Origin of the sequence: Sphingomonas sp. SFZ2018-12 (assembly GCF_022496715.1) — a bacterium.
GTDB lineage: Bacteria > Pseudomonadota > Alphaproteobacteria > Sphingomonadales > Sphingomonadaceae > Sphingomonas.
This window is the reverse complement of record NZ_WTFM01000001.1, coordinates 1,332,902-1,356,831: the sequence shown is the minus strand read 5'-3', so window position 1 is coordinate 1,356,831 and position 23,930 is coordinate 1,332,902. Positions and strand designations below refer to the sequence as shown.

Annotated in this window: 26 protein-coding genes; 10 read left to right on the top strand and 16 right to left on the bottom strand. The window is 66.3% G+C overall.

Annotation, left to right across the window (positions count from 1 at the left end; all coding sequences use genetic code 11):
- Positions 1 to 54 precede the first annotated feature (54 nt).
- The 9 genes from GO308_RS06260 to GO308_RS06220 all read right to left on the bottom strand — a co-directional run bounded on the left by GO308_RS06260 (position 55) and on the right by GO308_RS06220 (position 8,314).
- Positions 55 to 579, bottom strand: coding sequence for a gamma carbonic anhydrase family protein (locus tag GO308_RS06260; RefSeq protein ID WP_240884620.1), 525 nt, complete (start codon positions 577 to 579; stop codon positions 55 to 57).
- Between the two features lie 3 nt (positions 580 to 582).
- On the bottom strand, positions 583 to 1,434 hold the full coding sequence (locus GO308_RS06255) for a MoxR family ATPase (protein ID WP_066480104.1): 852 nt from the start codon (positions 1,432 to 1,434) through the stop codon (positions 583 to 585).
- Between the two features lie 89 nt (positions 1,435 to 1,523).
- Positions 1,524 to 2,132, bottom strand: coding sequence for a hypothetical protein (locus GO308_RS06250; RefSeq protein ID WP_240884619.1), 609 nt, complete (start codon positions 2,130 to 2,132; stop codon positions 1,524 to 1,526).
- Between the two features lie 167 nt (positions 2,133 to 2,299).
- Positions 2,300 to 3,193 (bottom strand): hypothetical protein, encoded by an 894-nt coding sequence (locus tag GO308_RS06245; RefSeq protein WP_240884617.1) that lies wholly within the window; start codon positions 3,191 to 3,193, stop codon positions 2,300 to 2,302.
- Positions 3,194 to 3,235: 42 nt separating this feature from the next.
- Positions 3,236 to 3,478 carry a hypothetical protein gene (locus GO308_RS06240; RefSeq protein WP_240884615.1) on the bottom strand — a complete coding sequence of 81 codons (243 nt, stop codon included), beginning with the start codon at positions 3,476 to 3,478 and terminating at the stop codon, positions 3,236 to 3,238.
- A gap of 62 nt (positions 3,479 to 3,540) precedes the next feature.
- A complete protein-coding gene (rpoD, locus tag GO308_RS06235; RefSeq protein ID WP_066673045.1) occupies positions 3,541 to 5,574 on the bottom strand; it encodes an RNA polymerase sigma factor RpoD in 2,034 nt (677 codons plus the stop codon).
- Positions 5,575 to 5,620: 46 nt separating this feature from the next.
- The gene (gene dnaG, locus GO308_RS06230; RefSeq protein ID WP_240884613.1) at positions 5,621 to 7,504 is read right to left on the bottom strand and encodes a DNA primase; all 1,884 of its coding nucleotides are present in this window, start codon (positions 7,502 to 7,504) and stop codon (positions 5,621 to 5,623) included.
- On the bottom strand, positions 7,501 to 7,854 hold the full coding sequence (locus GO308_RS06225; protein ID WP_240884611.1) for a hypothetical protein: 354 nt from the start codon (positions 7,852 to 7,854) through the stop codon (positions 7,501 to 7,503). Before GO308_RS06225 ends, dnaG begins: the two co-directional genes overlap by 4 nt.
- A gap of 7 nt (positions 7,855 to 7,861) precedes the next feature.
- Complete coding sequence (locus GO308_RS06220) at positions 7,862 to 8,314, bottom strand: GatB/YqeY domain-containing protein (RefSeq protein WP_066546546.1); 453 nt, start codon at positions 8,312 to 8,314, stop codon at positions 7,862 to 7,864.
- Between the two features lie 124 nt (positions 8,315 to 8,438).
- On the opposite strand from GO308_RS06220, the gene carA reads away from it, so the two are divergent.
- The 5 genes from carA (at position 8,439) to GO308_RS06195 (ending at position 14,452) form a co-directional block, all read left to right on the top strand.
- Positions 8,439 to 9,695, top strand: a complete 1,257-nt coding sequence (gene carA, locus GO308_RS06215; protein ID WP_240884609.1) for a glutamine-hydrolyzing carbamoyl-phosphate synthase small subunit — start codon at positions 8,439 to 8,441, stop codon at positions 9,693 to 9,695.
- The gene (locus tag GO308_RS06210; protein WP_066673051.1) at positions 9,695 to 9,919 is read left to right on the top strand and encodes a hypothetical protein; all 225 of its coding nucleotides are present in this window, start codon (positions 9,695 to 9,697) and stop codon (positions 9,917 to 9,919) included. The genes carA and GO308_RS06210 overlap by 1 nt, the downstream gene beginning before the upstream one ends.
- The gene (gene carB / locus GO308_RS06205) at positions 9,919 to 13,254 is read left to right on the top strand and encodes a carbamoyl-phosphate synthase large subunit (protein ID WP_066546539.1); all 3,336 of its coding nucleotides are present in this window, start codon (positions 9,919 to 9,921) and stop codon (positions 13,252 to 13,254) included. Before GO308_RS06210 ends, carB begins: the two co-directional genes overlap by 1 nt.
- Before the next feature lie 83 nt (positions 13,255 to 13,337).
- Positions 13,338 to 13,814, top strand: coding sequence for a transcription elongation factor GreA (gene greA / locus GO308_RS06200; protein WP_066479483.1), 477 nt, complete (start codon positions 13,338 to 13,340; stop codon positions 13,812 to 13,814).
- Positions 13,815 to 13,825: 11 nt separating this feature from the next.
- Positions 13,826 to 14,452 carry a rhomboid family intramembrane serine protease gene (locus tag GO308_RS06195; RefSeq protein ID WP_240884581.1) on the top strand — a complete coding sequence of 209 codons (627 nt, stop codon included), beginning with the start codon at positions 13,826 to 13,828 and terminating at the stop codon, positions 14,450 to 14,452.
- A gap of 21 nt (positions 14,453 to 14,473) precedes the next feature.
- Here GO308_RS06195 and GO308_RS06190 read toward each other — a convergent pair whose 3' ends face one another.
- The 5 genes from GO308_RS06190 to GO308_RS06170 all read right to left on the bottom strand — a co-directional run bounded on the left by GO308_RS06190 (position 14,474) and on the right by GO308_RS06170 (position 16,573).
- Positions 14,474 to 14,701 (bottom strand): DUF4170 domain-containing protein, encoded by a 228-nt coding sequence (locus GO308_RS06190; RefSeq protein WP_066479481.1) that lies wholly within the window; start codon positions 14,699 to 14,701, stop codon positions 14,474 to 14,476.
- Between the two features lie 133 nt (positions 14,702 to 14,834).
- Positions 14,835 to 15,287 carry a hypothetical protein gene (locus tag GO308_RS06185; protein ID WP_066546537.1) on the bottom strand — a complete coding sequence of 151 codons (453 nt, stop codon included), beginning with the start codon at positions 15,285 to 15,287 and terminating at the stop codon, positions 14,835 to 14,837.
- The gene (locus tag GO308_RS06180) at positions 15,284 to 15,634 is read right to left on the bottom strand and encodes a hypothetical protein (protein WP_240884579.1); all 351 of its coding nucleotides are present in this window, start codon (positions 15,632 to 15,634) and stop codon (positions 15,284 to 15,286) included. The genes GO308_RS06185 and GO308_RS06180 overlap by 4 nt, the downstream gene beginning before the upstream one ends.
- Positions 15,631 to 15,978 carry a phage holin family protein gene (locus GO308_RS06175; RefSeq protein ID WP_066760200.1) on the bottom strand — a complete coding sequence of 116 codons (348 nt, stop codon included), beginning with the start codon at positions 15,976 to 15,978 and terminating at the stop codon, positions 15,631 to 15,633. Before GO308_RS06175 ends, GO308_RS06180 begins: the two co-directional genes overlap by 4 nt.
- 28 nt (positions 15,979 to 16,006) lie before the next feature.
- On the bottom strand, positions 16,007 to 16,573 hold the full coding sequence (locus tag GO308_RS06170) for a hypothetical protein (protein WP_240884577.1): 567 nt from the start codon (positions 16,571 to 16,573) through the stop codon (positions 16,007 to 16,009).
- 167 nt (positions 16,574 to 16,740) lie between these two features.
- Here GO308_RS06170 and eno point away from each other — a divergent pair, with 167 nt between their 5' ends.
- Positions 16,741 to 18,018 (top strand): phosphopyruvate hydratase, encoded by a 1,278-nt coding sequence (gene eno, locus GO308_RS06165; RefSeq protein ID WP_066673057.1) that lies wholly within the window; start codon positions 16,741 to 16,743, stop codon positions 18,016 to 18,018.
- Positions 18,019 to 18,221: 203 nt separating this feature from the next.
- Here the strand turns inward: eno and GO308_RS06160 are convergent, their stop codons facing one another.
- Complete coding sequence (locus tag GO308_RS06160) at positions 18,222 to 18,689, bottom strand: DUF1203 domain-containing protein (protein WP_240884575.1); 468 nt, start codon at positions 18,687 to 18,689, stop codon at positions 18,222 to 18,224.
- A 161-nt stretch (positions 18,690 to 18,850) separates the two neighbouring features.
- On the opposite strand from GO308_RS06160, the gene GO308_RS06155 reads away from it, so the two are divergent.
- Complete coding sequence (locus GO308_RS06155; RefSeq protein ID WP_240884573.1) at positions 18,851 to 19,813, top strand: hypothetical protein; 963 nt, start codon at positions 18,851 to 18,853, stop codon at positions 19,811 to 19,813.
- Positions 19,814 to 19,936: 123 nt separating this feature from the next.
- Here GO308_RS06155 and GO308_RS06150 read toward each other — a convergent pair whose 3' ends face one another.
- Positions 19,937 to 20,812: a formate/nitrite transporter family protein gene (locus tag GO308_RS06150; protein ID WP_197417036.1), complete on the bottom strand. Its 876-nt coding sequence runs from the start codon at positions 20,810 to 20,812 to the stop codon at positions 19,937 to 19,939.
- A gap of 199 nt (positions 20,813 to 21,011) precedes the next feature.
- On the opposite strand from GO308_RS06150, the gene GO308_RS06145 reads away from it, so the two are divergent.
- From GO308_RS06145 to GO308_RS06135, 3 genes are all read left to right on the top strand, one after another.
- Positions 21,012 to 21,323, top strand: coding sequence for a septum formation initiator family protein (locus GO308_RS06145; protein WP_066479466.1), 312 nt, complete (start codon positions 21,012 to 21,014; stop codon positions 21,321 to 21,323).
- A 147-nt stretch (positions 21,324 to 21,470) separates the two neighbouring features.
- A complete protein-coding gene (gene pdhA / locus GO308_RS06140; RefSeq protein WP_066479463.1) occupies positions 21,471 to 22,517 on the top strand; it encodes a pyruvate dehydrogenase (acetyl-transferring) E1 component subunit alpha in 1,047 nt (348 codons plus the stop codon).
- Between the two features lies 1 nt (position 22,518).
- Entirely contained in the window at positions 22,519 to 23,922 is a 1,404-nt protein-coding gene (locus tag GO308_RS06135; protein WP_240884571.1) for a pyruvate dehydrogenase complex E1 component subunit beta, read from the top strand.
- Positions 23,923 to 23,930: the final 8 nt, after the last annotated feature.

Here is a 23,930-nt window from a genome sequence, read left to right as displayed (position 1 = left end):
AACCGGAATAGCTGTCCAGTTCGCTACGGAAAGCACGATGTCCGGCGTCGCCCGTCAGTCGACTCGCTTCAACGTGCGGGCGTAGCTGGCGCTGCGGTGCGCATAATGCTGCGCGGAAAGGCGCAGCATCGCGCGTGCCCCGTCGTCCAGCGTGCGGATGGCACGGGCGGGGCTGCCGACGATCAGGCTGCCCGGCTCGAACGTCTTGCCCTCGGTGACCAGCGCGCCCGCGCCGACGATGCAGTCGTCCGGGATGATGGCATGATTGAGCACGATCGCGCCCATGCCGATGAGCACGCGGTCCCCGATGGTGCAGCCGTGCAGGATGGCGTGGTGGCCGATCGTGCACTCCGCGCCGACCGTGGCCGGCGCGCCGGGGTCGGAATGCAGCATCGCGCCTTCCTGCACATTGCTGCGTTCGCCGACGACGATGGCGGTATTGTCCGCGCGGATGACCGCACCGAACCACACGCTCGCCCCCGCACCCAGCACGACCTCGCCGATCAGGTCCGCGCTGGGCGCCACCCATGCATCGGTGGGAACGACCGGGCGCTTGCCGTCGATCTCATAAAGCGGCACGCGTCAGGCCTTGGGCGCCTGGCGCCGCGCCATGAAGGCAAGCCGCTCGAACAGCATCACGTCCTGCTCGTTCTTGAGCAGCGCGCCGTGCAGCGGCGGGATCGCCTTGGTCGGGTCGCGCGACTGGAGGACGTCGAGCGGCATGTCCTCGTGCAGCAGCAGCTTGAGCCAATCGAGCAGTTCGCTGGTCGACGGCTTCTTCTTGAGCCCCGGCACCTCGCGGACCTCGTAGAAAATGTCCATTGCCTTGCCGACCAGGATCTTCTGGATGCCCGGGAAATGAACGTCGATGATCGCCTGCATCGTGTCGCGGTCGGGAAACTTGATATAGTGGAAGAAGCAGCGGCGAAGGAATGCGTCGGGCAATTCCTTTTCGTTGTTGCTGGTAATCACGACGATCGGGCGCTCGACCGCCTTCACCGTCTCTCGGGTCTCGTAGACATGGAATTCCATGCGATCGAGCTCCTGGAGGAGGTCGTTGGGAAATTCGATGTCCGCCTTGTCGATCTCGTCGATCAGCAGCACGGGCAGGGTGGGGGAAGTGAACGCCTCCCACAGCTTGCCGCGCCGGATATAGTTGGCGATGTCATGGACGCGCGCGTCGCCGAGCTGGCCGTCGCGCAGGCGGGCGACCGCGTCATATTCGTAAAGGCCCTGCTGCGCCTTGGTGGTCGATTTGACATTCCATTCGATCAGCGGCGCGCCGACCGCGCGGGCGATTTCGTGCGCGAGCACCGTCTTGCCCGTGCCGGGTTCGCCCTTGACCAGCAGCGGGCGGCGCAGCGTCACCGCGGCGTTGACCGCAACCTTCAAATCCTCGGTTGCGACATAGCTGGACGTGCCCTCGAACCGCATCGACATCCTCGATCTCCGTACCGATTGTTCGAAGCCGATACCGGTCGGAGGTGGCAATGCGCAAGCGATGATCCGCGTGCGCCGCGGTTTCAGCTCCGGCCGCGCGCCTCGGCCCGGGCCTCGAGCAAGGTCCACAGGCCCTGATGCTGGAGCAGGAGCTGCTGCGCACCGAACAACACCGCGCGTTCGATCGCGGGGCGCGTGACGAGTTCGCTCACCACCGCGGCAGTCGCGGTCGACGCCGGCAGCATGGTGCCCGGCGGGTCGATCAGCCCCAGCCGGTCCGCCGTCGTGTCGAGCAGGCCCCGGATCTCCGCCCAGTCAAGGACGAGCGCCGCCGCCGCCCCCAGGGCGCAACCCGTGCGGTCCGATCGGCCGAGCATCTCGACGGCGTGGCGCTGGGCGATGACGGTCGCTTCGGATTCCGCCTGCCCCGGCGTGCTGGGCATCGGCCCGGCGGCAACCGCGATGCGGACGAGATAGGCCCGCTCGAACGCGAAGCCCGCGCGTGCATTCTGGACCCACGGATGATCGGCGGGAATGCCCGAATGCGATGCGACCAGATCGATGACGCCCGGAAACTGACCGTGGAGGATGCAGATCAGGTGGATAGCGTCGGCCAGGTCGCGCAGGACCGGCGCGCCCGCGACGAGCCGCTTGAAGGCGCGGTGACGACCGCTGCCCTCTGCCGCCGCCAAAGCGGTAAGGGCTTCCCAAGACGCGCCTGATACTACGCTTTCTGCGCGCTCCACCCATACCCCCAAATTCGTTCGTCCGGTCCGGCAAACCGCCGCACCGACGGGCTTGCCGAAACTCGGTAAACCAAAGGGCGTAAAGACGCGGTGTATTGCCCGTTAACCCCTGCTTAGCTGTGGATAAGCGCGGGTGGCGACTGACGCGCGATCACGACCTGCAACGCGGTGATCGCGGCCGCCTCACGGATCGGGGCGAGCCCGATCGAAACCGCGATCGGGTCGGCGCGATTGACCCGCAGATAGGCTTCGGCGCGTGCCGGGGTGCCGGTCCGAAACGTTTCGTCGATCAGGTCGCCGACGGTGACGCGACTGGCGATGTCGATCAGGCTGACAAACCGCATGTCGATCGTCGCGGCCAGCGCGATCCCAGTCATCGCGGCAAGCGCAGGTGAAGGGACCGACAGATAGCCGCGCGGGGTGAGGAGCGCGGACGCGACATCCGGCGCGACCTGGTCGATCGCACGCTGCATGGCGTCGAGCGCGCTGATGCGATCCTGCAGTTGTTGGCCGAGCGACGCATTGTCGATGCGGACCAGCACATGGTCGAGCCAGGGCTGGAGCGCGATTTCGAACGTGCCGTTCCCGTCCGCACCGCCACGCACGACGACCCGCTCGGCGATGCGGTGGCGCGCCACATCGGCGATCGTCGCCTGCAACGGCGCGAGCCAGGCGTCGGCGGGGGCCATCCACGATACCGCCGCCGCATTCTTTGCCACGATCGCGCCCATATGATCGAGAAGTAGCAACGGCGTCGCAAAGCCGTTGAGCAATGCCTCCACCGACGGCAGACCCGGTCCGGGCGACCGGCCGATCGCTTGCCACTGCCGGACCTGTTCCATGCTGGCCAGCACCAGCTTGGCACGCCCGCGGTGATGGATGAAGACCGGCGCGCGCCCCGCGCGCTCCTGCCATATGCCGAATTGCCGGACCAGTTGCGACGCCGTTACCTGCGCGTCCGCGAAGCCCGATCCCGCCGTTGATTCGATCGCCGATTCAAATCCCATGCCGCCCCCCGTTCGGTCGTGCGGGGACCACAAATGCGTAATTCACAGCCGCGCGTCGCGCGATCGGTCGAAACCGGCGAGATTGATCACGTTATTTGGTCCGGAACGGAGCGGATCATCGCGCGGAATACGCGATCGGCGCCCGCGCATGGCGTAGCGCGATCGCAAGCCCAGGTGGCGCAAAAGGGGCCGGCGCCACAGCGCCTGATCCCCGCTTTCCGGAAGGAACCCCGGTCCCTCCTTCTTCCGGAAACCCTGACGTCGGGCCATCCGGTCCAACGTCAACGCCCCGGGCGCCGCATCCAGCGCCCGGGGCGTTCAAGCGCGTCGCGGACCGACCAGCGACGCTATTGGTCGAGGAAGCTGCGCATCTTGCGGCTGCGGCTCGGGTGCTTGAGCTTCCGCAACGCCTTCGCCTCGATCTGGCGAATGCGCTCGCGCGTGACCGAGAATTGCTGCCCGACCTCCTCGAGCGTGTGATCGGTGTTCATGCCGATGCCGAACCGCATGCGCAGCACGCGCTCCTCGCGCGGGGTGAGGCTGGCGAGCACCCGCGTCACGGTTTCCTTCAGATTGGCCTGGATCGCCGCATCGACCGGAATGATCGCGTTCTTGTCCTCGATGAAGTCGCCGAGATGCGAATCCTCCTCGTCGCCAATCGGCGTTTCGAGGCTAATCGGTTCCTTGGCGATCTTCATCACCTTGCGGACCTTCTCCAGCGGCATCGACAGCCGCTCGGCCATTTCCTCGGGCGTCGGCTCGCGGCCCTGCTCGTGCAGGAACTGGCGACTGGTCCGAACCAGCTTGTTGATCGTCTCGATCATGTGGACCGGGATACGGATCGTGCGCGCCTGGTCGGCGATCGAGCGGGTGATCGCCTGACGGATCCACCAGGTCGCATAGGTGCTGAACTTGTAGCCGCGGCGATATTCGAATTTGTCGACCGCCTTCATCAGACCAATATTGCCCTCCTGGATCAGATCCAGGAACTGCAGCCCGCGATTGGTGTATTTCTTGGCGATCGAGATGACGAGGCGCAGGTTCGCCTCGACCATCTCCTTCTTCGCGATCCGTGCCTCGCGCTCGCCCTTCTGCACCATGTTGACGATGCGGCGGAACTCGGCGAGCGACATGCCCGTCGCCTGCGCGATCTCGGCGATTTCGGTGCGGATCCGGTCGACGGCATCCGCCTCGTTCTCCGCGAACGCCTTCCACTTCTTGTCGATGCCCTGGACCGACTGCAGCCAGTTTTCGTCGAGCTCATGGTCGACATAGCTGTCGAGGAAAGACTTGCGATTGACCTTGTGCCGCTCGGCGAGGCGCAGCATCTGGCCGCCCAGCGCGGTCAGGCGACGGTTGTAGCTGTAGAGCTGGTCGACCAGATATTCGATCTTGGCCTGGTGGAACTGGACGCTTTCGACCTCGGCAGTCAGCTCCTCGCGCAGCTTCTGGTATTTGCGTTCTTCGGCACCCGGAAACTCGTTGCCCGCCGACATCGATTCGATCCGCGCCGCCTGCACCTTGGCGAACTTCTTGTAGACCGACGTGATGTTGGCGAACTTCTCGAGCGCCTGCGGCTTCAGCTGCTCCTCCATCTGCGCGAGGCTGAGGGTATTGTCCTCCTCCTCGTCGTCGGACGGGCGCGGCGTGCGCCGCTCGGTCATCGATTCCTCGTCGTCGTCGTCGGCCGACGCTTCCTCGGGCTCTTCCTCTTCCTTGAAGGTCGGGCCGGCGTTCTTCTCGGAAATCTCGCCGTCGCCGCCATCGTCGTCGTCGCTCAGGCTCTCGGGCGCGGGATCCTTCGACAGCATCGCGTCGAGATCGAGGATCTCGCGCAGCTGCATCGTGCCTTCGTTGAGCGCGTTCGACCAGTTGATGATCGCGTTGAACGTGATCGGGCTCTCGCAGAGCCCCAGGATCATCGTGTCGCGCCCGGCCTCGATGCGCTTGGCGATCGCAATCTCGCCCTCGCGGCTGAGCAGTTCGACCGCGCCCATCTCGCGCAGGTACATCCGCACCGGATCATCGGTGCGGTCCATCGTTTCCTTTTTCTTGGTCGTCTCGAATGCAGGCGCGGCGTCGTCCTGACCTTCGGATGCCTCGATCTCGTCGGCACCGTCCTCGTCGGGCTCGGCATCCTCGCCGGCGTCCTCGTTCTCGACGACGTTGACGCCCATGTCGTTGAGCGCGGACATGATGTCCTCGATCTGCTCGGACGTCATCTGGTCCTGCGGCAGCATCTCGTTCAACTGGTCGACGGTGATGTAGCCGCGCTTCTTGGCGCGCGCGACCAGCTTCTTGATCGATCCCTCGTTCAGGTCGATCAGCGGCGCGTCACCCACTTCCATCGTTTCGTCGCCGCCACCATTCGTCTTCGCCATCAATTGCCCTTCGCATTCAGCCGCCTCGATCGAGGCGCGTGCAATTTTAATCGTCGAGTCGCGAACCGTCTTTGTCCGCCAGCACCAGATTTGCAAGACGCGCGTCCAGCGCCTGGCGTTCCTTCACCAGCGCGACCTGGCGCGCGAATGCCGCTTCGTCGAAATCGGCCTGCATTTCCGCCGTCGCGCGTGCCAGTGCCGCATCCACCCGGGGACGCGCCGCCAGCACCGCAATCGCCTCGCCCAGATCGGCGACCGCGCGCACGCGATCGTCCGCCGCATTCCGTGTGAACGAAAAGGGGAGCGAATCAGCCCGAAGCAACTCCGCCGCCATCTGATCGAAGCCCGACCGAGCCAATATGGTGCGCACGCCGTCGCTATCAAGCGCCTGATCCTCGACCGCCAGATCGATCACCGCCTCGAACAGCCGCCCGAGCGCACCGTTGGCGATGCGCAACGATGACAGCACCTCCAGGTGCCGGGCGATCTCGGCCGGGTGCCGGATCAGCCCGGCGAGCACCGCCTTTGCCAGCACCGGGTCGAGCCCGCCCGCCTGAACCGCGTGCGCGGCGGGCGAAGGCGGGGGGTCGGGGGGTGCCCAGCCGCTCCATTTCTGGCCGCGCCGTCCACCCGGCTTGCCCGGTGCGCGGGGCGTGAAGGGCGCGCGCGGCGGTGGCGCGAACGCGGCGCGGGCGCGCTCGCGAAATTCGTGCGCATATTCGTCGCGCACCATCGGATCGCCGATCGTGCTCGCCAGCTCGGCCAATCGTCGCTTCAGCCCGGCGCGCGCCTCGGGCGTGGTCAGCGGCTCGGCGGCGAATTCATGCGCCCACAGCCGGTCGACCAGCGGCTGGGGCGTGGCCAGCAGCGCCTCGAACGCCGCCGCCCCGGCCGTGCGCACGACGTCATCGGGGTCCTGGCCCGGGGGCAGGGTGACGAAAGCCAGGCTGCGTCCGGCGGGCAGCACCGGCAGCGCGCGGTGCGCGGCACGGATCGCGGCCTTCTGTCCCGCCGCGTCGCCGTCTAGGCACAGCAGCGGCACGTCGGCGAGCCGCCACAGCCGCTGCAGCTGCTCCTCGGTCATCGCGGTGCCGAGCGGCGCGACCGCTTCGTCGAACCCCGCCTGGGCGAGCGCGATCACGTCCATATAGCCTTCGACCGCGATCACGCGCCCCGCCTTGCGCGAGGCGGCGGCGGCGCGGTCGAGATTGTAGAGCTGACGCCCCTTGTCGAACAGCGGCGTCTCCGGCGAGTTCAGATATTTGGGCTCGCCATCCCCGATGATCCGGCCCCCGAATGCGATCACCCGCCCGCGCGGGTCGCGGATCGGGATCATCAGCCGGCCCCTGAAGCGGTCATAGGGTTCCTTGCCCTCGACCTGGATCAGCAACCCCGCCTCGATCAGCAGCGCGTCGCCATAGTCCTTGAGCGCATCGCGCAGCCCCCGCCGGCTATCGGGCGCGAAACCCAGGCCGAATGTGCGCGCGGTTTCCGGCCGAATGCCGCGGCGCTGCAGCAGCGCGCGCGCCTCCGCCCCCGCCACCCCGTCGAGCTGTTCGGTGAACCAGCGCGCGGCATCGGCACAGGCTTCGTGCAGCCCCTTGGCCTTTTCGGCGCGTTCGGCGGACCGCTTGTCGGGCGCGGGCACCTCCATGCCCGCCATCGCCGCCAGTTCCTTGACCGCATCCATGAAGGGCAGCCCGCGCTGATCGGTCATCCATCGGATCGCATCGCCATGCGCCCCGCAGCCGAAGCAGTGATAGAATCCCTTGTCGTCGTTGATCGTGAAGCTCGGCGTCTTCTCGTTATGGAAGGGACAGCACGCCTTGTACTCGCGCCCCGCGCGCTGGACCTTCACCGTGCGCCCGATCAGCGCGGACAGCGTGGTACGCGCGCGCAGCTCGTCGAGAAAGGCGGGGGTGAGGGTCATGCCGTCTGACGCCGCTCGAAGATCGTCTGCGGATTGGCAGCGAACGCCGGGAACATCACCGCCAGCTTCCATTCGGGCGTGATCGCCAAGGCGGTGTGCATCGTCGCATCGAACTGAGGATAGCCGGGCATCTCCCCCTCGACCTCGATGACCTGCCCGTCAGTGAACAGCGCGATGCAGATCAGATCGACCGTCCCCAGATCACGTTTGAACGCCGCGACGCGCTCGACGGCCTGCCAGCTCGCGCCCACCCGGACGCCGCGCCGGGTCACGCCGAACCCGTCCGCGTCGCAGTCGAGGACCGATATGTTCCGCAACCGCCACGCCAGATATCTGCGCCACAGGCCCATTGGCCCCTCAGCCCAACGCCGCCTTCACCGCGGCACTCGCCTTGCTCATGTCGAGCGTGGTCGCGTGGCGTGCCTTCAGCTCGGCCATCACCCGGCCCATGTCCTTCATCGAGGTCGCGCCAAGTTCCGCCTTGATCGCCTCGATCGCTGCGGCGGTCTCCGCCTCGCTCATCTGCTGGGGCAGGAAGCGTTCGATCACCGTCACTTCCGCCTGCTCGGCCGCCGCCAGCTCGGGCCTACCGCCCTTTTCATACATCTCGATCGATTCGCGGCGCTGCTTGACCATCTTCTGCAGCACCTCGACGACCAGCGCGTCGTCGTCCACGGGCGCGCTGCCGGTGCGCAGTTCGATGTCGCGATTCTTGATCGACGACTGGATGAGGCGCAGCGTCGCGGTCGTCTCCTTCTCGCCCGCTTTCATTGCAGTGACGAGCGCGGTCTTCAGGTCGTCTCGGATCATTCGGCTTCTTTCGGAAAATGAATCTTCGCCAATCCTGTTAGCGCGGTTGACGCGCAAAGGGCAGGGGTCTAGCGGGCGAGCCTTAGCGACATTGCCGGACCCCGTACGAGGAGCGACCACCCCCATGGCCGAAGCCAAGCCCCTGCCTGCGCCCGAAGGAGCGACGGGCGTGCTCGTCCTCGCCACTGGCGATGTGGTCTGGGGCCGGGGCTTCGGCGCGGAGGGATCGGCGGTGGGCGAGGTGTGCTTTCACACCGCGATGACCGGTTATCAGGAGATCATGACCGACCCGAGCTTCGCGGGTCAGCTCATCACCTTCACCTTCCCGCATATCGGCAATGTCGGCGCGAACCCTGAGGATATCGAAGCCGACGACCCCCATGCGCTCGGCATGATCGTGCGCCAGGACGTGACCGACCCCAGCAATTTCCGCAGCGTCGAGCGGCTGGACGACTGGATGCGCAAGCATGATCGCATCGGCCTGTCCGGCGTCGATACCCGCGCGCTGACCCGGCGAATCCGCACGGGCGGCGCGCCCAATGGCGTGATCGCGCATTCGGCGAACGGCGACTTCGACATTCCCGCCCTGTTGGACCGCGCCCGCGCCTGGCCGGGGCTGGAAGGCATGGACCTCGCCAAGTCGGTGACGCGCGAAACGCACGGGACGTGGGACGGCGGCGTGTGGCGGCTGGGGTTCGGGTACGAGGGTGAGGCGGGTTTCTCGACTTCGCTCGAAACCAACGGGGAAGCAGCCGTCTCCGCTCCTGAAGACTCACGTTTATCTCCACCGTTCGTTTCGAGCGAAGTCGAGAAACGCCCCCACGTCGTTGCCATCGATTACGGCGCCAAGCGCAACATCTACCGCAACCTGGTCCGCGCCGGCGCGAAGGTGAGCGTGCTGCCGGCCGATGCGACCTATGACCAGATCATGGCGCTGAAGCCCGACGGCGTATTCCTCTCCAACGGCCCCGGCGATCCCGCGGCGACGGGCGAATATGCGCTCGCGCCGATCAAGCGGCTGCTCGACGACAAGCTGCCGGTCTTCGGCATCTGCCTCGGCCACCAGCTCCTCGCCCTCGCGGCAGGCGCGCGCACGACCAAGATGTTCCAGGGCCATCGCGGCGCCAATCATCCGGTCAAGCGGCTGGACGACGGTGTGGTCGAGATCACCAGCATGAACCACGGCTTCGCGGTCGAACGTGACAGCCTGCCCGCCAACGCCCGCGAAACGCATGTGTCGCTGTTCGACGGCAGCAACTGCGGCCTCGAACTCACCGACCGCCCGGCATTCAGCGTGCAATATCACCCGGAAGCCAGCCCGGGGCCGCAGGACAGCTTCTATCTGTTCGAGCGGTTTGTGGGGATGCTTGGAGCGAAGTAATGGCAATAATTAGATCGTTTGAGGAGCTTGAGCTCAAAGCTCACGCCCGCCACACCGAGACAAAGGGCGGCTTTTCAATTCAGGGGCAGGATGGCGAGAAGTTCGTTCAGATCAACACATTTGGATCCGACGACCGCATGATGCCTGGAAAAGTCTCTCAGACGCTGCGCCTCAGCAAAGAAGCCATTGAGCAATTGGCCGAACTCGCTCGAAAGCACCTGTAATGCCCAAGCGCACCGACATCTCCTCCATCCTCGTGATCGGCGCGGGGCCGATCGTCATCGGCCAGGCGTGCGAGTTCGATTATTCGGGCACGCAGGCGATCAAGGCGCTGAAGGAGGAGGGCTATCGCATCGTCCTGGTCAACTCCAACCCGGCGACGATCATGACCGATCCCGAGCTGGCGGACGCGACCTATGTCGAGCCGATCACGCCCGGAATTGTCGCCAAGATCATCGAGAAGGAGCGCCCCGACGCGGTGTTGCCGACGATGGGCGGCCAGACCGCGCTCAACACCGCGCTCGCGCTGTTCAACGACGGCACATTGGCGAAATACGGCGTGCAGATGATCGGCGCGGATGCGGAGGCGATCGACAAAGCCGAGGACCGGATCAAGTTCCGCAACGCGATGGACCGGATCGGGCTCGAATCCGCGCGCTCGGCGATCGCGCATACGGTCGACGAGGCGCTGGCCGCGCTCGACCACACCGGGTTGCCCGCGATCATCCGGCCCAGCTTCACGCTCGGCGGCACCGGCGGCGGCGTCGCCTATAATCGCGAGGAGTTCATCCAGATCGTCACCGGCGGGCTGGATGCATCACCGACCACCGAAGTGCTGATCGAGGAATCGCTGCTCGGGTGGAAGGAATATGAGATGGAGGTCGTCCGCGACCGGAACGACAACTGCATCATCATCTGCTCGATCGAGAATGTCGATCCGATGGGCGTCCACACCGGCGATTCGATCACCGTCGCGCCCGCGCTGACGCTGACCGACAAGGAATATCAGATCATGCGCAACGCCAGCATCGCGGTGCTGCGCGAGATCGGTGTGGAAACCGGCGGATCGAACGTCCAGTTCGCGGTCAACCCGAAGGACGGCCGGCTGATCGTCATCGAGATGAACCCGCGCGTCAGCCGGTCATCGGCGCTGGCGTCGAAGGCGACGGGCTTTCCGATCGCCAAGGTCGCCGCCAAGCTGGCGGTCGGCTACACGCTGGACGAGATCACCAACGACATCACCGGCGTCACGCCCGCGTCGTTCGAACCGACGATCGACTATGTCGTCACCAAGATCCCGCGCTTCGCCTTCGAGAAGTTCAAGGGTGCCGAACCGCTGCTCTCCACCGCGATGAAGTCGGTCGGCGAAGTGATGGCGATCGGCCGGTCGATCCATGAATCGATGCAGAAGGCGCTGCGCGGGCTGGAAACCGGCCTGTCGGGCTTCAACGATGTCGACCGGCTGGTCGGCGCGCCGCGCGCCGAGATCGAGGCGGCGCTTTCGCAGGCGACGCCCGACCGCCTGCTCGTGGCGGCACAGGCGCTGCGCGAGGGCTTCACCGTCGAAGAGGTCCACGCGATCGCGAAATATGATCCCTGGTTTCTTGAGCGGATGAAGGAGATCGTCGAGGCCGAGGCGGAGGTAATCGCCAACGGCCTGCCACGCGATGCGGCGGGCATGCGGCGGTTGAAGGGGATGGGCTTCAGCGACAAGCGGCTCGCCTATCTCGCGCTCAAGTCCGCCAATCTGCGCGGCGGCATGGCGCGCGGCATCGCGCGCGGATCGGGGCTGGTGCGCGACGCGGTCGTGGCGATGACCGGCGGCATCACCGAGCGCGAGGTGCGCGCACTACGCCACCGGCTGGGCGTGCGCCCGGTCTTCAAGCGGATCGACACCTGCGCGGCGGAGTTCGACGCGAAGACGCCCTATATGTATTCGACCTACGAGGCGCCGAGCTTTGGCGCGCCCGAGAATGAGGCGATGCCGTCGGACGCGCGCAAGATCGTCATCCTGGGCGGCGGGCCGAACCGGATCGGGCAGGGGATCGAGTTCGACTATTGCTGCTGCCACGCCTGCTTCGCCCTGGCAGAAGCGGGGTATGAGACGATCATGGTCAACTGCAACCCGGAAACGGTCAGCACCGACTATGACACCTCCGACCGGCTTTATTTCGAGCCGCTGACCGCGGAGGACGTGCTCGAAATCCTCAATGTCGAGCAATCGAACGGCACGCTGGTCGGCGTCATCGTCCAGTTTGGCGGCCAGACGCCGCTCAATCTCGCCCAGGCGCTGGAGGATGCCGGCATTCCCATCCTGGGCACCAGCCCCGATGCGATCGATCTGGCCGAGGATCGCGAGCGGTTTGCAGCACTGGTCGCCAAGCTGGGCCTGAAGCAGCCCGCCAACGGCATTGCGCGCAGCCGTGACGAGGCGGTCGCCGTCGCCAACCGCATCGGCTATCCGGTGCTGATGCGCCCCAGCTATGTGCTAGGCGGCCGCGCGATGGAGATCGTCGACGGCCAGCAGCAGCTCGACGACTATATCCAGACCGCGGTTCAGGTGTCCGGCGACTCACCCGTGCTGATCGACCAGTATCTGCGCGACGCGATCGAGGTCGATGTCGATGCGATCTGCGACGGCGACGATGTCGTCGTCGCCGGCGTGCTCCAGCATATCGAGGAAGCCGGCGTCCATTCGGGCGACAGCGCCTGCTCGATTCCGCCGCACAGCCTTTCGCCCCAAATCGTCGCGGAGATCGAGCGCCAGGCCGATGCGCTCGCCCGCGCACTCTCGGTCCGCGGGCTGATGAACATCCAGTTCGCGGTCAAGGACGGCGAGGTCTATCTGATCGAGGTCAATCCGCGCGCCAGCCGCACGGTGCCCTTTGTCGCCAAGGCGATCGGCGCACCCATCGCCAAATATGCCAGCCGCGTGATGGCGGGCGAAAAGCTGCGCGACCTGCCGCCGATCGACCGGCACATCGATCATATCGCGGTCAAGGAAGCGGTGTTCCCCTGGGGCCGCTTCCCCGGCATCGATCCGGTGCTGAGCCCCGAGATGAAGTCGACGGGCGAGGTGATGGGGATCGACCGCGACTTTGCGACCGCGTTTGCCAAGGCGCAGCTCGGCGCGGGCGTCACGCTGCCGCAGTCGGGGACGCTGTTCGTCAGCGTCAAGAACAGCGACAAGGACGTGATCCTTCCGGGCGTGCGGCTGCTCGCCGATCACGGCTTCACGATCATCGCCACGTCGGGCACCGCCGACTTCCTCGCGGCACAGGGAATCGCGGTCGAACGCGTCAACAAGGTGGCACAGGGTCGCCCGCATATCGTCGATCGCATCCTCGACCGCGACGTGGCGCTGATCTTCAACACCACCGAAGGCTGGCAGTCGCTGAAGGACTCGGCATCGATCCGCCGCTCGGCACTGGCCCAGAAAGTGCCCTATTTCACCACCGCGCCTGCCAGCGTCGCGGCGGCGCGTGCGATTGTGGCGCTTTCGCGGCAGTCCCTTGAAGTGCGGCCGCTTCAATCCTATTATTCGCCGTCGCAGCATTGATCCCATCAAATCGGAGTTGATGTGCGGGCGGGCCTCTCCACCGGGTCCGCTTGATCGGGGCTTGTTCAGTGAGGGATACATAAATGGCGACCGTCGAAAAGCTGCCGATGCTGGCCGAGGGCTATGAAAAGCTGAGCGCGGAGCTGAAGCGGCTGCGTGCCGAGCGTCCGTTGATCGTCGATGCAATCGAGGAAGCGCGCGCGCATGGCGACCTGTCGGAAAACGCCGAATATCATGCGGCCAAGGAGCGTCAGGGCCAGATCGAAGCGTCGATCTCGGATATCGAGGACAAGCTGAGCCGCGCACAGGTGATCGATCCGCGTGACCTGTCGGGTGACAAGATCGTGTTCGGCGCGACCGTGACGCTGATCGACGAGGACGAAAAGCCCGTCACCTATCAGATCGTTGGACAGGCCGAGGCGGATGCGACCGCGGGCAAGATCAGCTACAACTCGCCGCTTGGCCGTGCGCTGATCGGCCGTCGCGTCGACGACGAGGTCGAGGTCACCGTGCCGTCGGGCGATCGCTACTATCTCATTTCGAAGATCGAGTTCATCTGATCCGAGAGCGCATGGCCGTGATGACGTGGGTGATCGTCGCGGTCACCTGCGCGGTCAGCCTCGCGCTGACCTTCTCCGGCAACGAAAATCTTGCGATCGCGGCCGGCGGCGTCATCCCGGCGCGGGTGAGCGGCCTGATCGTCATGCCGCCTTATCTGGCGGTGGTGCCGGCATGGCTGACCCCGCTCAGCGCGACGCTGGTCCATGCCGGTCCGGTGCATCTTGGCTTCAACATGCTGATGCTGGCCCAGACCGGGCGGCTGGTCGAACGGCTACTGGGGCCGGCATGCGTCGCGCTCATCTACCTGCTGGGCGCCTATGCTGCGGCGGCGGCGCAATGGGCGCTCGATCCGGCATCGATGTCGCCGATGGTCGGCGCGAGCGGGGCGGTTTCCGCCGTCCTCGGCAGCTATGCGATGTTCTTCAGCCGCCGGAAGGCGCGGGCAATCGGGCCGATCCCCGGACGCGTCGTCGACATCGCCTGGATCGCCGGCGGCTGGATCGTTCTCAACATCGTCGTCGCGCTCGTCAGCACCGCGGCCGGCTTTCCGATCGCGGGTGCCGCGCATATCGGCGGGTTCCTGCTCGGCATGATCCTCGCGTTTCCGCTCCTCCCGCGCCGGCGCCGCCCAAGCTGACCCGTTTTCGCGACCGGCGGATCAGGCGGCGGGCGGACCCTGATCGGGCTCGAGCAGCCGGTGAAGGTGGACGACGACATATTTCATCTCGGCGTCGTCGACGGTGCGTTGCGCGGCGGCGCGCCACGCCTTCTCGGCGCTGGCATAGTCGGGATAGAAGCCGACCACCTCGATCGCCGAAAGGTCGGCGAAATCGAGCGTCATCGGATTGGTGACCCGACCGCCGAAGACCAGATGCATCTTGCTCAAAACCGCTACTCCAACATGCCGGGTGGATGGCGGCGCGACCGGAATCGCGCCGCGTTTGCGTGAGGGAATAGCGGGATCGGCGCGCGGCTCAAGAGCGCGTCGCGCCGAAGCCGCGTCGCGAGCTGCGCTAAAATCAGGGCTGGGAGGTGCCGCCCGCCTTCGCGGCTTCGCGACCGCTTTCCTTTGCGGCCGTCACGACCTGGCCGATCGCGTCCGACAGCTTGTTGCGAATCGCATCCTTGGGGGCGAGTTCGTTGAGCTGCTCGCGTCCCGCATCGCGCGCCGCCGCCAGCGCGGCCGCGGTCGTTCCCGCGATTCGCTTGCCCACCGGGGCCAGCGCCTGGCGCTCGCGCTCGCTGCGCGGCAGCAGCGCGCCGACGAGCGCACCGACCGCCAATCCACCGACCAGTACCGCCATCGGCGCATTCTCGACGCTTTCGCCAGCGCGTTGCGCGACATCGCCCGCCCGCGCGCGGCTTTGCGAATAGGCCCCGCCGGCACGTTCCTTGATCGTACCGACCGCCTCCTTGATCCGCTCGGTGCGCGGGGTCCGGGTATCGCCGGTGGCGTTCACTTCCTCTGTCATCGCTCGGTTCCTTTCAGGATGTCGTCGTTGGATTCGGGTGGAAAGCGATCAACGCCGCTGTTGCGCCGTCGCTCCCACCAGTTGCGGGCCGCCGCGATCAGCGGTCGCCGCGCGATGATCACCACCGTTGCGACAAACCCCGCAGCGGTCAGCCCCGGCTGGCGCTTCATTGCCGCCAGCCCGTGTTCCGCAGTCGCCTCCGCCCGTGCGCGCAGGCCGGCGACCGCGTCGTCCCGAAGGCGGGCAGGCGCCACCCGCCCCCTGAGTTCCGTGATCGTCGCATTCATCCGCTGGCGCGCCAGATCGGCGGCGAGCCGTGCGGCGCGGGGGTTCGTTGGGGCGGTCATGTAATTTCCTTGGTAGGCAAAGTGACCCGCCGCGCGCGCTGGATGGCCGCACGACCCAGCAGCGCGACAATGACAAGCCCGACGACGAGTACGATCAGCGTCGCCCACGCCAGCCCGACCATCTGGGCGAGCAGCAGCAGCACCCCGACCAGCGTGGCCGTCACCACCGCCATCAAAAGGAACAGGGCCGCCGCCGCCAGTCCTGCCGCAATCCCCGCATGGGTTGCGCGCTCGGCGGCAAGCGCGCGGTAATAATCGCCTTCCGCTCGCGCATAGGCGCGTGCGTCGTGCAACAGTCTCGAGATCAACGTTCCGATGCCTGCCGCATCGTCTGGTTCGTCCACGGTCCCTGCCCCCTGTCGGCGATCTCGTTCAGGCGTCGCGGCGACCGTCCTCGCCGTCGAACCCCGAGCGCAGGATGCGCGCGAGAACGAATCCGACCGCAGCGGCGGTGCCGATTGCGACCGCCGGGCTCTTGCGCACGAATTCGCGCACATCGTCGACGATCTCGTCGACCTCCTTGCCGCGCAGATTTTCGGCAAAGCCGGACACCGCACCGGCGGCGGAGCGGGCATACCGCCCATATTGTTCGCCGACGCGCTCATCGACGGTGCCGGCCGCATCGTCGATCATCCGCGCCAGTTCATCGAGCACGCCGGTCGCGCGTTCCTTGCCCTGCGCGGCAAACCCCCGGGCCTGCTCGGTCGCCTTGCCGGTGAGTTTCTCCGCCTGCTCGCGCACGGCCTCGCGCGCCTTGCTGGTGCGGGTGCCGTCGCTCGTGCCCGCGTCGGCCATCGCCATGTCGCCACCGGCGGTATCCGCGGCCAGCGGGTCGATGGTCGGCTCGGCCGGGGGCGTCGCCAGCGCGGCATCATCGAAGGCCGGCGTGACGGGCAGGGGGACGGCGGGGGTTTCCTCGGGGGCGTTCTGATTGGCCATGACTTGGGTTTCCCTCAAAAGAATAAATTCGCGCTCGTTTCAGACAACATCGTCCGAAGGCGGGGGTTCCGTCCGGCACGGCGGCAATTGCTCCGCTCCGCGACAGCCGATACAGGCAGCGCCGGGTGGCCCGTCCGTCCACGGCCAATACCTAGGGAGATCATTCCATGACCGCAATCATCGACATCCACGCGCGCCAGATTCTGGACAGCCGCGGCAACCCGACGGTGGAGGTCGATGTGATGCTGGAGGACGGCAGCTTCGGCCGCGCCGCGGTCCCCTCCGGCGCGTCGACCGGCGCGCATGAGGCCGTCGAGCGGCGCGACGGCGACAAGAGCCGGTACCTGGGCAAGGGCGTGCTGGCGGCGGTCGAGGCAGTGAATGCCGACCTTGCGGAAGCAGTGCTGGGCATGGACGCCGAGGACCAGAGCGACATCGACATGGCGATGATCGAGGCGGACGGCACGGAGAACAAGGGCCGGCTGGGCGCCAACGCGATCCTGGGCGTCAGCCTGGCTGTGGCAAAGGCGGCGGCGGATGCGCGCGGCCTGCCGCTCTATCGCTATGTCGGCGGGGTGTCGGCGCATGTCCTGCCGGTGCCGATGATGAACATCATCAATGGCGGCGAACATGCCGACAATCCGATCGACTTCCAGGAATTCATGGTGATGCCGGTCGGCGCGCCCAGCCTGGCCGAGGCGGTGCGGTGCGGCGCGGAGATTTTCCACACGCTCAAGAAGAAGCTGCATGACAAGGGGCTGGCGACCGCGGTCGGCGACGAGGGCGGCTTCGCCCCCAACCTGGCGAGCACCACCGACGCGCTCGACTTCATCATGGCGAGCATCGAAGCGGCGGGCTACACGCCCGGCGACGACGTCATGCTGGCGCTCGACTGCGCGGCGACCGAGTTTTTCAAGAACGGCAAGTACGAGATGGTCGGCGAGGGCAAGTCGCTGACCCCGCACGAAATGGCCGATTACCTGGCCGATCTGGCGGCGCGTTATCCGATCCTGTCGATCGAGGACGGGATGGGCGAGGATGATTTCGAGGGCTGGAAGGCGCTGACCGACAAGATCGGCAACAAGGTCCAGCTGGTCGGCGACGATCTGTTCGTCACCAATCCCAAGCGGCTGGCGATGGGCATCGACAAGGGCCTGGCCAATTCGCTGCTGGTCAAGGTCAACCAGATCGGCACGCTGACCGAGACGCTGGCAGCGGTCAGCCTGGCGACGCGGTCGTCCTACACTGCGGTGATGTCGCATCGTTCGGGCGAGACCGAGGATGCGACGATCGCCGACCTGGCGGTCGCCACCAATTGCGGGCAGATCAAGACAGGCAGCCTCGCGCGCTCCGACCGGCTTGCCAAGTACAACCAGCTGATCCGCATCGAGGAAGAGCTGGGCGATGCCGGCGTCTATGCCGGGCGGAGCGTGCTGCGCGGGTGACGGGCTGACGCTGAGCCGCCACCGTCTCGGCAAACCCTCGCAAATCCGTCGAAGTTGCGGAAGTTGCGGGCTGTGCAAGGTCTCGCGCGGATGGGTGCGGCGGGACGATGATGCAGGGGTGACGGGAGAAGATGCGAACCGCGCCATGCGGGGCGGTTGGCATGGTAGTGCGGTGTAGGATAAGGTGCAAAGGGCCTCCGACCTCAAGTTGCGCGGGTGACCCGGGCGGCGAAGCATCCCCGCTTGGCGAAATGGATATGCAGATAGGCGGCACAGGGATCCGCGAACTGGCGCTCGATCAGATCGACCGCGCGCGTGCCGTCGATGACGTCGGCGTCGACCATCATCCCGCTCGTGTCGAACGCGCGGATCGACAGCAGCCGTGCGGCGATCACCGGGGGGATGGTATCCACGAACTGCGCCGCCGCTCGCGAGCCACTGGCGACATAGATGGCGTGGGCCGAGCGATAGGGTGACAATGCCGGCTGGTGCTCGAAATTGAGCAGCAGCAGCCGATCGCCCCTTGCCGCGCCGGCGAGGGATATGCGGCAGGGATAATCGTCATTGTCCGCGTAAGCCGCCACAATGCCGCCGCGTGCGAGCGCCGCGTCGCTCTTGGCAAAGAGTGGCGCAAACTGCGCCGGGGCGAGTCCCTCGATCCGAAACGACATCTGTGTCTCCTTTCGGACATGTCATTGGCATGGGGCGGGTGGCGGCGCGTCCCGGTTGTTGCGGCCAATGCACCGCGCGCCTGCTTCGGGCGCAAGGAACGGGATGTCATTGCGGGCAATGCTGCCAGCAAGAGCGCGTCACATCGTCCAACGGGGGAAGTATGCGCAGCACTGAAAAGGGGATGGCGTCCTCGCTCGGGATCGCCAGCCTGATCGGCTTCGTCGCGTCACAAGCGGTTCGTGATGTTTATCTCGGCCATCTTTTCGGTCAGCTTGGCTTGTTCGAAGTAGCCGCGCTCGCTTTCGGGACCGCCGCACTGGTGTTCGGGGCGGCGTTGCTGGTGTTCAGCCCGGATCAGCTTCGGTTGCTGATCCGTGGCTGGCGGACCGTGTTGCTCCTCAACCTGACAACGGCGATGGCCTGGCTAAGCTATTTCCAGGCACTGCGCTTGGTGGAACCGGCCGCAGTGAACCTGGCGTTCAGCGGAATTGCGCCGGTCGCCGTCATGGCGCTGGGTGCGCTCGGCCTGACCAGCCAAGGCGAGCGACGGCCGGGTAACGCCGAGCGGGCTATGCATTGGGGCCTGGCCTGCTGTGTATTGGAGCTTGCCTTGACCATCGGGGCGATCGGTGTGTCGCTCGCCGCGATGGCCGGGACTGCCATCGCCGCTGAAACCATTTACGCCAAGCGCTTCAATCATCTTGGCGTGTCGCCGCTCGCCATCGTGGGCTCCCGCTTTTTGTTGGTCGCGGTGATCGCCGGATCGGTTGCCGCGACGCTCCCCCAGCCGTTCAACGGCATGTCCGCAATCGAGATGGGGGGACAGGCGGTTATCTTTCTCGCGATCCTCATCGGCCCGATCTATCTGGCACAGGCCGGAGTGGCGCTGACGTCGCCCCTTGTGGCCGGCGCGATCTGCGCGCTCGGCCCGGTCGCCACGCTGGTGCTGCAGACGGCGTCGGGGGAGGCGGAGTTGTCCGCGACGATGCTGGCAATCACGGCGATTTACGCAATCCTGGCGGTCATTGGCTCGGTACTCGCGTCACGAGGCGCCGGTCGAGGCGGCGCTGCGTCGGCCGCTCGGACCGCGAGCGAGGCGCCGGGGTCAATGGCCGTAGAGTGAAGGGGGCGCAGGCCCCCCAGACCAACCACCCGCCAGCCTGTTTTCGGCTTTGCAGACTTCCGGGCCGCCAAGAACCTCGGCAAAGTCGCTCAGCGGTGCGGCCTGGGCTGAGCGGCTGAGCGGCTAAAGCTCCCGTCGGACCTGGGCGTAGGCGAAAAGCGCGAATAGGCCGGTCCCGCCGATGATGTTGCCGGCAAGGGCGGGCAGGATGAAGTCGCGGACCGCCCAGACGAAGGTCGCCTCGCCCGACCAGGCGAGCAGGAACGCCTCCGCCGCGCCGGCGACGACGTGGCTGAACCCGCCAAGTGCGATCACATAGGTGATGACGAGCACGAGCGCGAAATGGTCACTCTTGGTGCTCGCCAGCAGCCAGGCGATCGAAGCGATCAGAAAGCCCGCGGGTATCCCCTGCAGCAGCACGTCGCCCGGCGACTTGCCCAGCAGGCTCATCGAAATCTCGACCATCGCCTGTTGCAGCGGCGGGGCGGCCAGCCCGCCGGCCGCTGCCACCCCGGCGACGGCGAAGGCCCCGATCATGTTGGCCCCGAACACGATCGCCCACAGCCGCCCGAGCCGCGCGAGGTTGGATCGCGTGGGGCGACGCGCGACCGACAGGACGGGAACGACCGTCTGTTCGGTGAACAGCTGCATTCGCCCCAGGATCACGATCAGGAAGCCGACCGAATAGCCGAGATCCGCGATCGCCTCGCGCCCGACCATTTCGGGCAGCTTCTCATGCAGCGCGCCCTCCGCGATCACCGATGCGAAAATCGCGACGCCTGCCGCCAGGCCCGACCAGAACAGCGATCCGGACGGCCGTCGCATCTCCTCGTCGCCCGCCTGGCTGATCGACGCGAACAGGGCAGGGGAACGCAGCGGGGCCTGATCATCGATCTTTTCCTGCTCGGCTTCCGACAGGCCGGAATCGTCCTTCGCCGCGTCGCCCGCGACCAACGCGTTTCGGGCGACGGGTGATTTGCCGGTTTTCTGCTCGTCCACGACATCCCCCCAAAATAGCTGAAGCCGTAACGTTTGGCCGGGCGGTCGGTTGCGGTGGCCCCTTGTCGATTGCGCGCGGGCCATTGGCCAAGCCGCAGATCCGCTCAAGGGTGCAGCCTCTGCGCTCGAAGCGCGGGCGCATCGCGTCATGGTTACCAAAAGCTGTTGATCGCGGGCGCGGCTTGCGTAATGACGGGACATGGCACGATCAGCAAATATTCGATCCCTGGTCAGCCGGGCCGGCGTGCCCGCGCTGTCGATGATCTTCATGCTGTTCTTCGGCTATTATGCGGTGCTCGGGCCCAATGGCGTGTTGCGCTATGGCGACTATGTCCGCCAGCGCGAGGTCAAGGCCGCGCAGTTTGCCGAGCTGCAACAGGCCCGCGCCGAACTTCGCAATCGCGTCCGCCTGCTCGACCAGAAGCGCGCCGATCCCGACATGGTCGACGAGCTGGTTCGCACCAAGCTGAACGTCGTGCATCCCAACGAAGTCATCATCCCGCTCGAATAGCCGCGCTGCGGCGGTCCGGATCGCGTCGCATACGAATGGATCGCGATGCGGCGAGGGTGACGTTTGCGTGAACATTGCACGCGGCCGCGCTTCGCGCTTATAGGCGGGCACATCTTTCCCTTCCCCAGGAACGAGGACCCTCGACACGTGGCCAAGGCACCGGCGCAGCGCGCGAAAAGTGAACCCGCCATCCCCAATCGCGAGCGCCCCGACGAACCGGTGCGGTTCGAGGCGAGCAAGGACCAGCTGCTCGACTTCTACAAGCAGATGCTGCTCATCCGCCGGTTCGAGGAAAAGGCCGGTCAGCTTTACGGGCTCGGCCTGATCGGCGGCTTCTGCCACCTCTATATCGGCCAGGAGGCGGTCGCGGTCGGCCTGCAATCGGCGCTGACCGACAAGGATAGCGTCATCACCGGCTATCGCGACCACGGCCATATGCTGTTGTGCGGCATTCCGCCGCGCGACGTGATGGCCGAACTGACCGGGCGCCAGGCGGGCATTTCGAAGGGCAAGGGCGGCTCGATGCACATGTTCAGCGTCGAGCATAAATTCTATGGCGGCCACGGCATCGTCGGCGCGCAGGTGTCGCTGGGCGCGGGCCTGGCGTTCAGCCACAAGTACAACGACGACGGTGGCGTGTGCCTTGCCTATTTCGGCGACGGCGCGGCCAATCAGGGTCAGGTGTACGAAAGCCTGAACATGGCCGAGCTGTGGAAGCTGCCGATCATCTTCGTCATTGAAAACAACCAGTATGCGATGGGCACCAGCGTCAATCGCGCGTCGGCCGAGGACCAGCTCTATCGCCGTGGCGAGAGCTTTCGCGTGCCGGGACTCCAGGTCGACGGCATGGACGTGCTGGCCGCGCGCGGTGCTGCCGAGACCGCGCTCGCCTGGGTCCGCGCGGGCAAGGGGCCGATCATCCTGGAGATGAAGACCTATCGCTATCGCGGCCATTCGATGTCCGATCCGGCCAAATACCGCTCGCGCGACGAAGTGCAGTCGGTGCGCGAAAAATCCGACCCGATCGAACAGTGCAAGCGCGAGCTGGAAGCGATCGGCGTCAAGGAAGACGAGCTGAAGGCGATCGAGGCGGAGATCCGCAAGGTGGTGAACGACGCCGCTGACTTCGCCGAAACCACGCCCGAGCCGGATGCGGCCGAATTGTACACCGATGTGCTGGTGGAGACCTATTAAGATGGCGATCGAACTGAAGATGCCGGCGCTGTCGCCCACGATGGAAGAAGGCACGCTGGCCAAGTGGCTGGTCAAGGAAGGCGACACGGTCAAGTCGGGCGACATCCTGGCCGAGATCGAGACCGACAAGGCGACGATGGAATTCGAAGCGGTCGACGAAGGCACGATCGCGCAAATCCTCGTTGCCGAGGGCACCGACGGGGTGAAGGTCGGCGCGGTGATCGCGACGATGGCGGGCGAGGGCGAGGATGCCGCTCCCGTCGCCCCGGCGCAGGCCGGGGCCGATGGGGACGGCGCGCAACAGCCAGCGGCCCCGGCCTCCGCCGGGGCGACGGAAGGGGCGGGCGAGAACGGCGCACGCACGCCCGAGCCGCTCAAATCGACCGCGCGCACGCCCGACCCGGAGGTCCCCACCGGCACCGAAATGGTCAAGCAGACCGTGCGCGAGGCGCTGCGCGATGCGATGGCCGAGGAGATGCGTGCCGACCCGCGCGTGTTCGTGATGGGTGAGGAAGTCGCCGAATATCAGGGCGCGTACAAGGTGACCCAGGGCCTGCTCGACGAATTCGGGCCAAAGCGGGTGATCGACACGCCGATCACCGAATATGGTTTTGCCGGCGTCGGCACCGGCGCGGCGATGGGCGGCCTGCGCCCGATCGTCGAGTTCATGACCTTCAACTTCGCGATGCAGGCGATCGACCACATCATCAATTCGGCGGCCAAGACCAATTACATGTCGGGTGGCCAGATGCGCTGCCCGATCGTGTTCCGCGGCCCCAATGGCGCGGCGAGCCGGGTGGCTGCGCAGCACAGCCAGAATTACGGGCCGTGGTATGCCAGCGTTCCTGGCCTGATCGTGATCGCGCCTTATGACGCCGCCGATGCCAAGGGGCTGATGAAGGCGGCGATCCGCACCGACGATCCGGTCGTTTTCCTGGAAAACGAGCTGCTCTACGGCCGCAGCTTCGAAGTGCCCAACATCGACGATTATGTCCTGCCGATCGGCAAGGCGCGGATCATGCGCGCGGGCAAGGATGTCACGATCGTCAGCTACTCGATCGGCGTCGGCCTCGCGCTCGAAGCCGCGGAGAAGCTGGCGGGCGAGGGGATTGACGCCGAAGTCATCGACCTGCGCACGCTGCGCCCGCTCGACACGCAGACGGTGCTCGACAGCCTGAGGAAGACCAACCGCATGGTCGTGGTCGAGGAAGGCTGGCCGACCTGCTCGATCGCGTCCGAGCTTGCCGCGGTGGCGATGGAACAGGGCTTCGACGATCTCGACGCCCCGGTGCTGCGCGTGACGAACGAGGACGTGCCGCTACCCTATGCCGCCAATCTGGAAAAGCTGGCGCTGGTCAGCGCCGACCGCGTGGTCGCGGCGGTGAAGAAGGTGACCTATCGCTGATCCGGTTG

What these genes read in the sequence shown, in the direction of transcription:
- eno (WP_066673057.1), top strand. Translation starts at nt 16,741, where the DNA reads ATGACCGCAATCATCGACATCCACGCGCGCCAGATTCTGGACAGCCGC.
- dnaG (WP_240884613.1), bottom strand. Translation starts at nt 7,504, where the DNA reads ATGACCCTCACCCCCGCCTTTCTCGACGAGCTGCGCGCGCGTACCACG.
- GO308_RS06245 (WP_240884617.1), bottom strand. Translation starts at nt 3,193, where the DNA reads ATGGGATTTGAATCGGCGATCGAATCAACGGCGGGATCGGGCTTCGCG.
- GO308_RS06160 (WP_240884575.1), bottom strand. Translation starts at nt 18,689, where the DNA reads ATGTCGTTTCGGATCGAGGGACTCGCCCCGGCGCAGTTTGCGCCACTC.
- GO308_RS06225 (WP_240884611.1), bottom strand. Translation starts at nt 7,854, where the DNA reads ATGGGCCTGTGGCGCAGATATCTGGCGTGGCGGTTGCGGAACATATCG.
- GO308_RS06135 (WP_240884571.1), top strand. Translation starts at nt 22,519, where the DNA reads ATGGCGATCGAACTGAAGATGCCGGCGCTGTCGCCCACGATGGAAGAA.
- carB (WP_066546539.1), top strand. Translation starts at nt 9,919, where the DNA reads ATGCCCAAGCGCACCGACATCTCCTCCATCCTCGTGATCGGCGCGGGG.
- rpoD (WP_066673045.1), bottom strand. Translation starts at nt 5,574, where the DNA reads ATGGCGAAGACGAATGGTGGCGGCGACGAAACGATGGAAGTGGGTGAC.
- GO308_RS06220 (WP_066546546.1), bottom strand. Translation starts at nt 8,314, where the DNA reads ATGATCCGAGACGACCTGAAGACCGCGCTCGTCACTGCAATGAAAGCG.
- GO308_RS06210 (WP_066673051.1), top strand. Translation starts at nt 9,695, where the DNA reads ATGGCAATAATTAGATCGTTTGAGGAGCTTGAGCTCAAAGCTCACGCC.
- carA (WP_240884609.1), top strand. Translation starts at nt 8,439, where the DNA reads ATGGCCGAAGCCAAGCCCCTGCCTGCGCCCGAAGGAGCGACGGGCGTG.
- GO308_RS06145 (WP_066479466.1), top strand. Translation starts at nt 21,012, where the DNA reads ATGGCACGATCAGCAAATATTCGATCCCTGGTCAGCCGGGCCGGCGTG.
- greA (WP_066479483.1), top strand. Translation starts at nt 13,338, where the DNA reads ATGGCGACCGTCGAAAAGCTGCCGATGCTGGCCGAGGGCTATGAAAAG.
- GO308_RS06185 (WP_066546537.1), bottom strand. Translation starts at nt 15,287, where the DNA reads ATGACAGAGGAAGTGAACGCCACCGGCGATACCCGGACCCCGCGCACC.
- GO308_RS06255 (WP_066480104.1), bottom strand. Translation starts at nt 1,434, where the DNA reads ATGCGGTTCGAGGGCACGTCCAGCTATGTCGCAACCGAGGATTTGAAG.
- GO308_RS06180 (WP_240884579.1), bottom strand. Translation starts at nt 15,634, where the DNA reads ATGACCGCCCCAACGAACCCCCGCGCCGCACGGCTCGCCGCCGATCTG.
- GO308_RS06155 (WP_240884573.1), top strand. Translation starts at nt 18,851, where the DNA reads ATGCGCAGCACTGAAAAGGGGATGGCGTCCTCGCTCGGGATCGCCAGC.
- GO308_RS06170 (WP_240884577.1), bottom strand. Translation starts at nt 16,573, where the DNA reads ATGGCCAATCAGAACGCCCCCGAGGAAACCCCCGCCGTCCCCCTGCCC.
- GO308_RS06195 (WP_240884581.1), top strand. Translation starts at nt 13,826, where the DNA reads ATGGCCGTGATGACGTGGGTGATCGTCGCGGTCACCTGCGCGGTCAGC.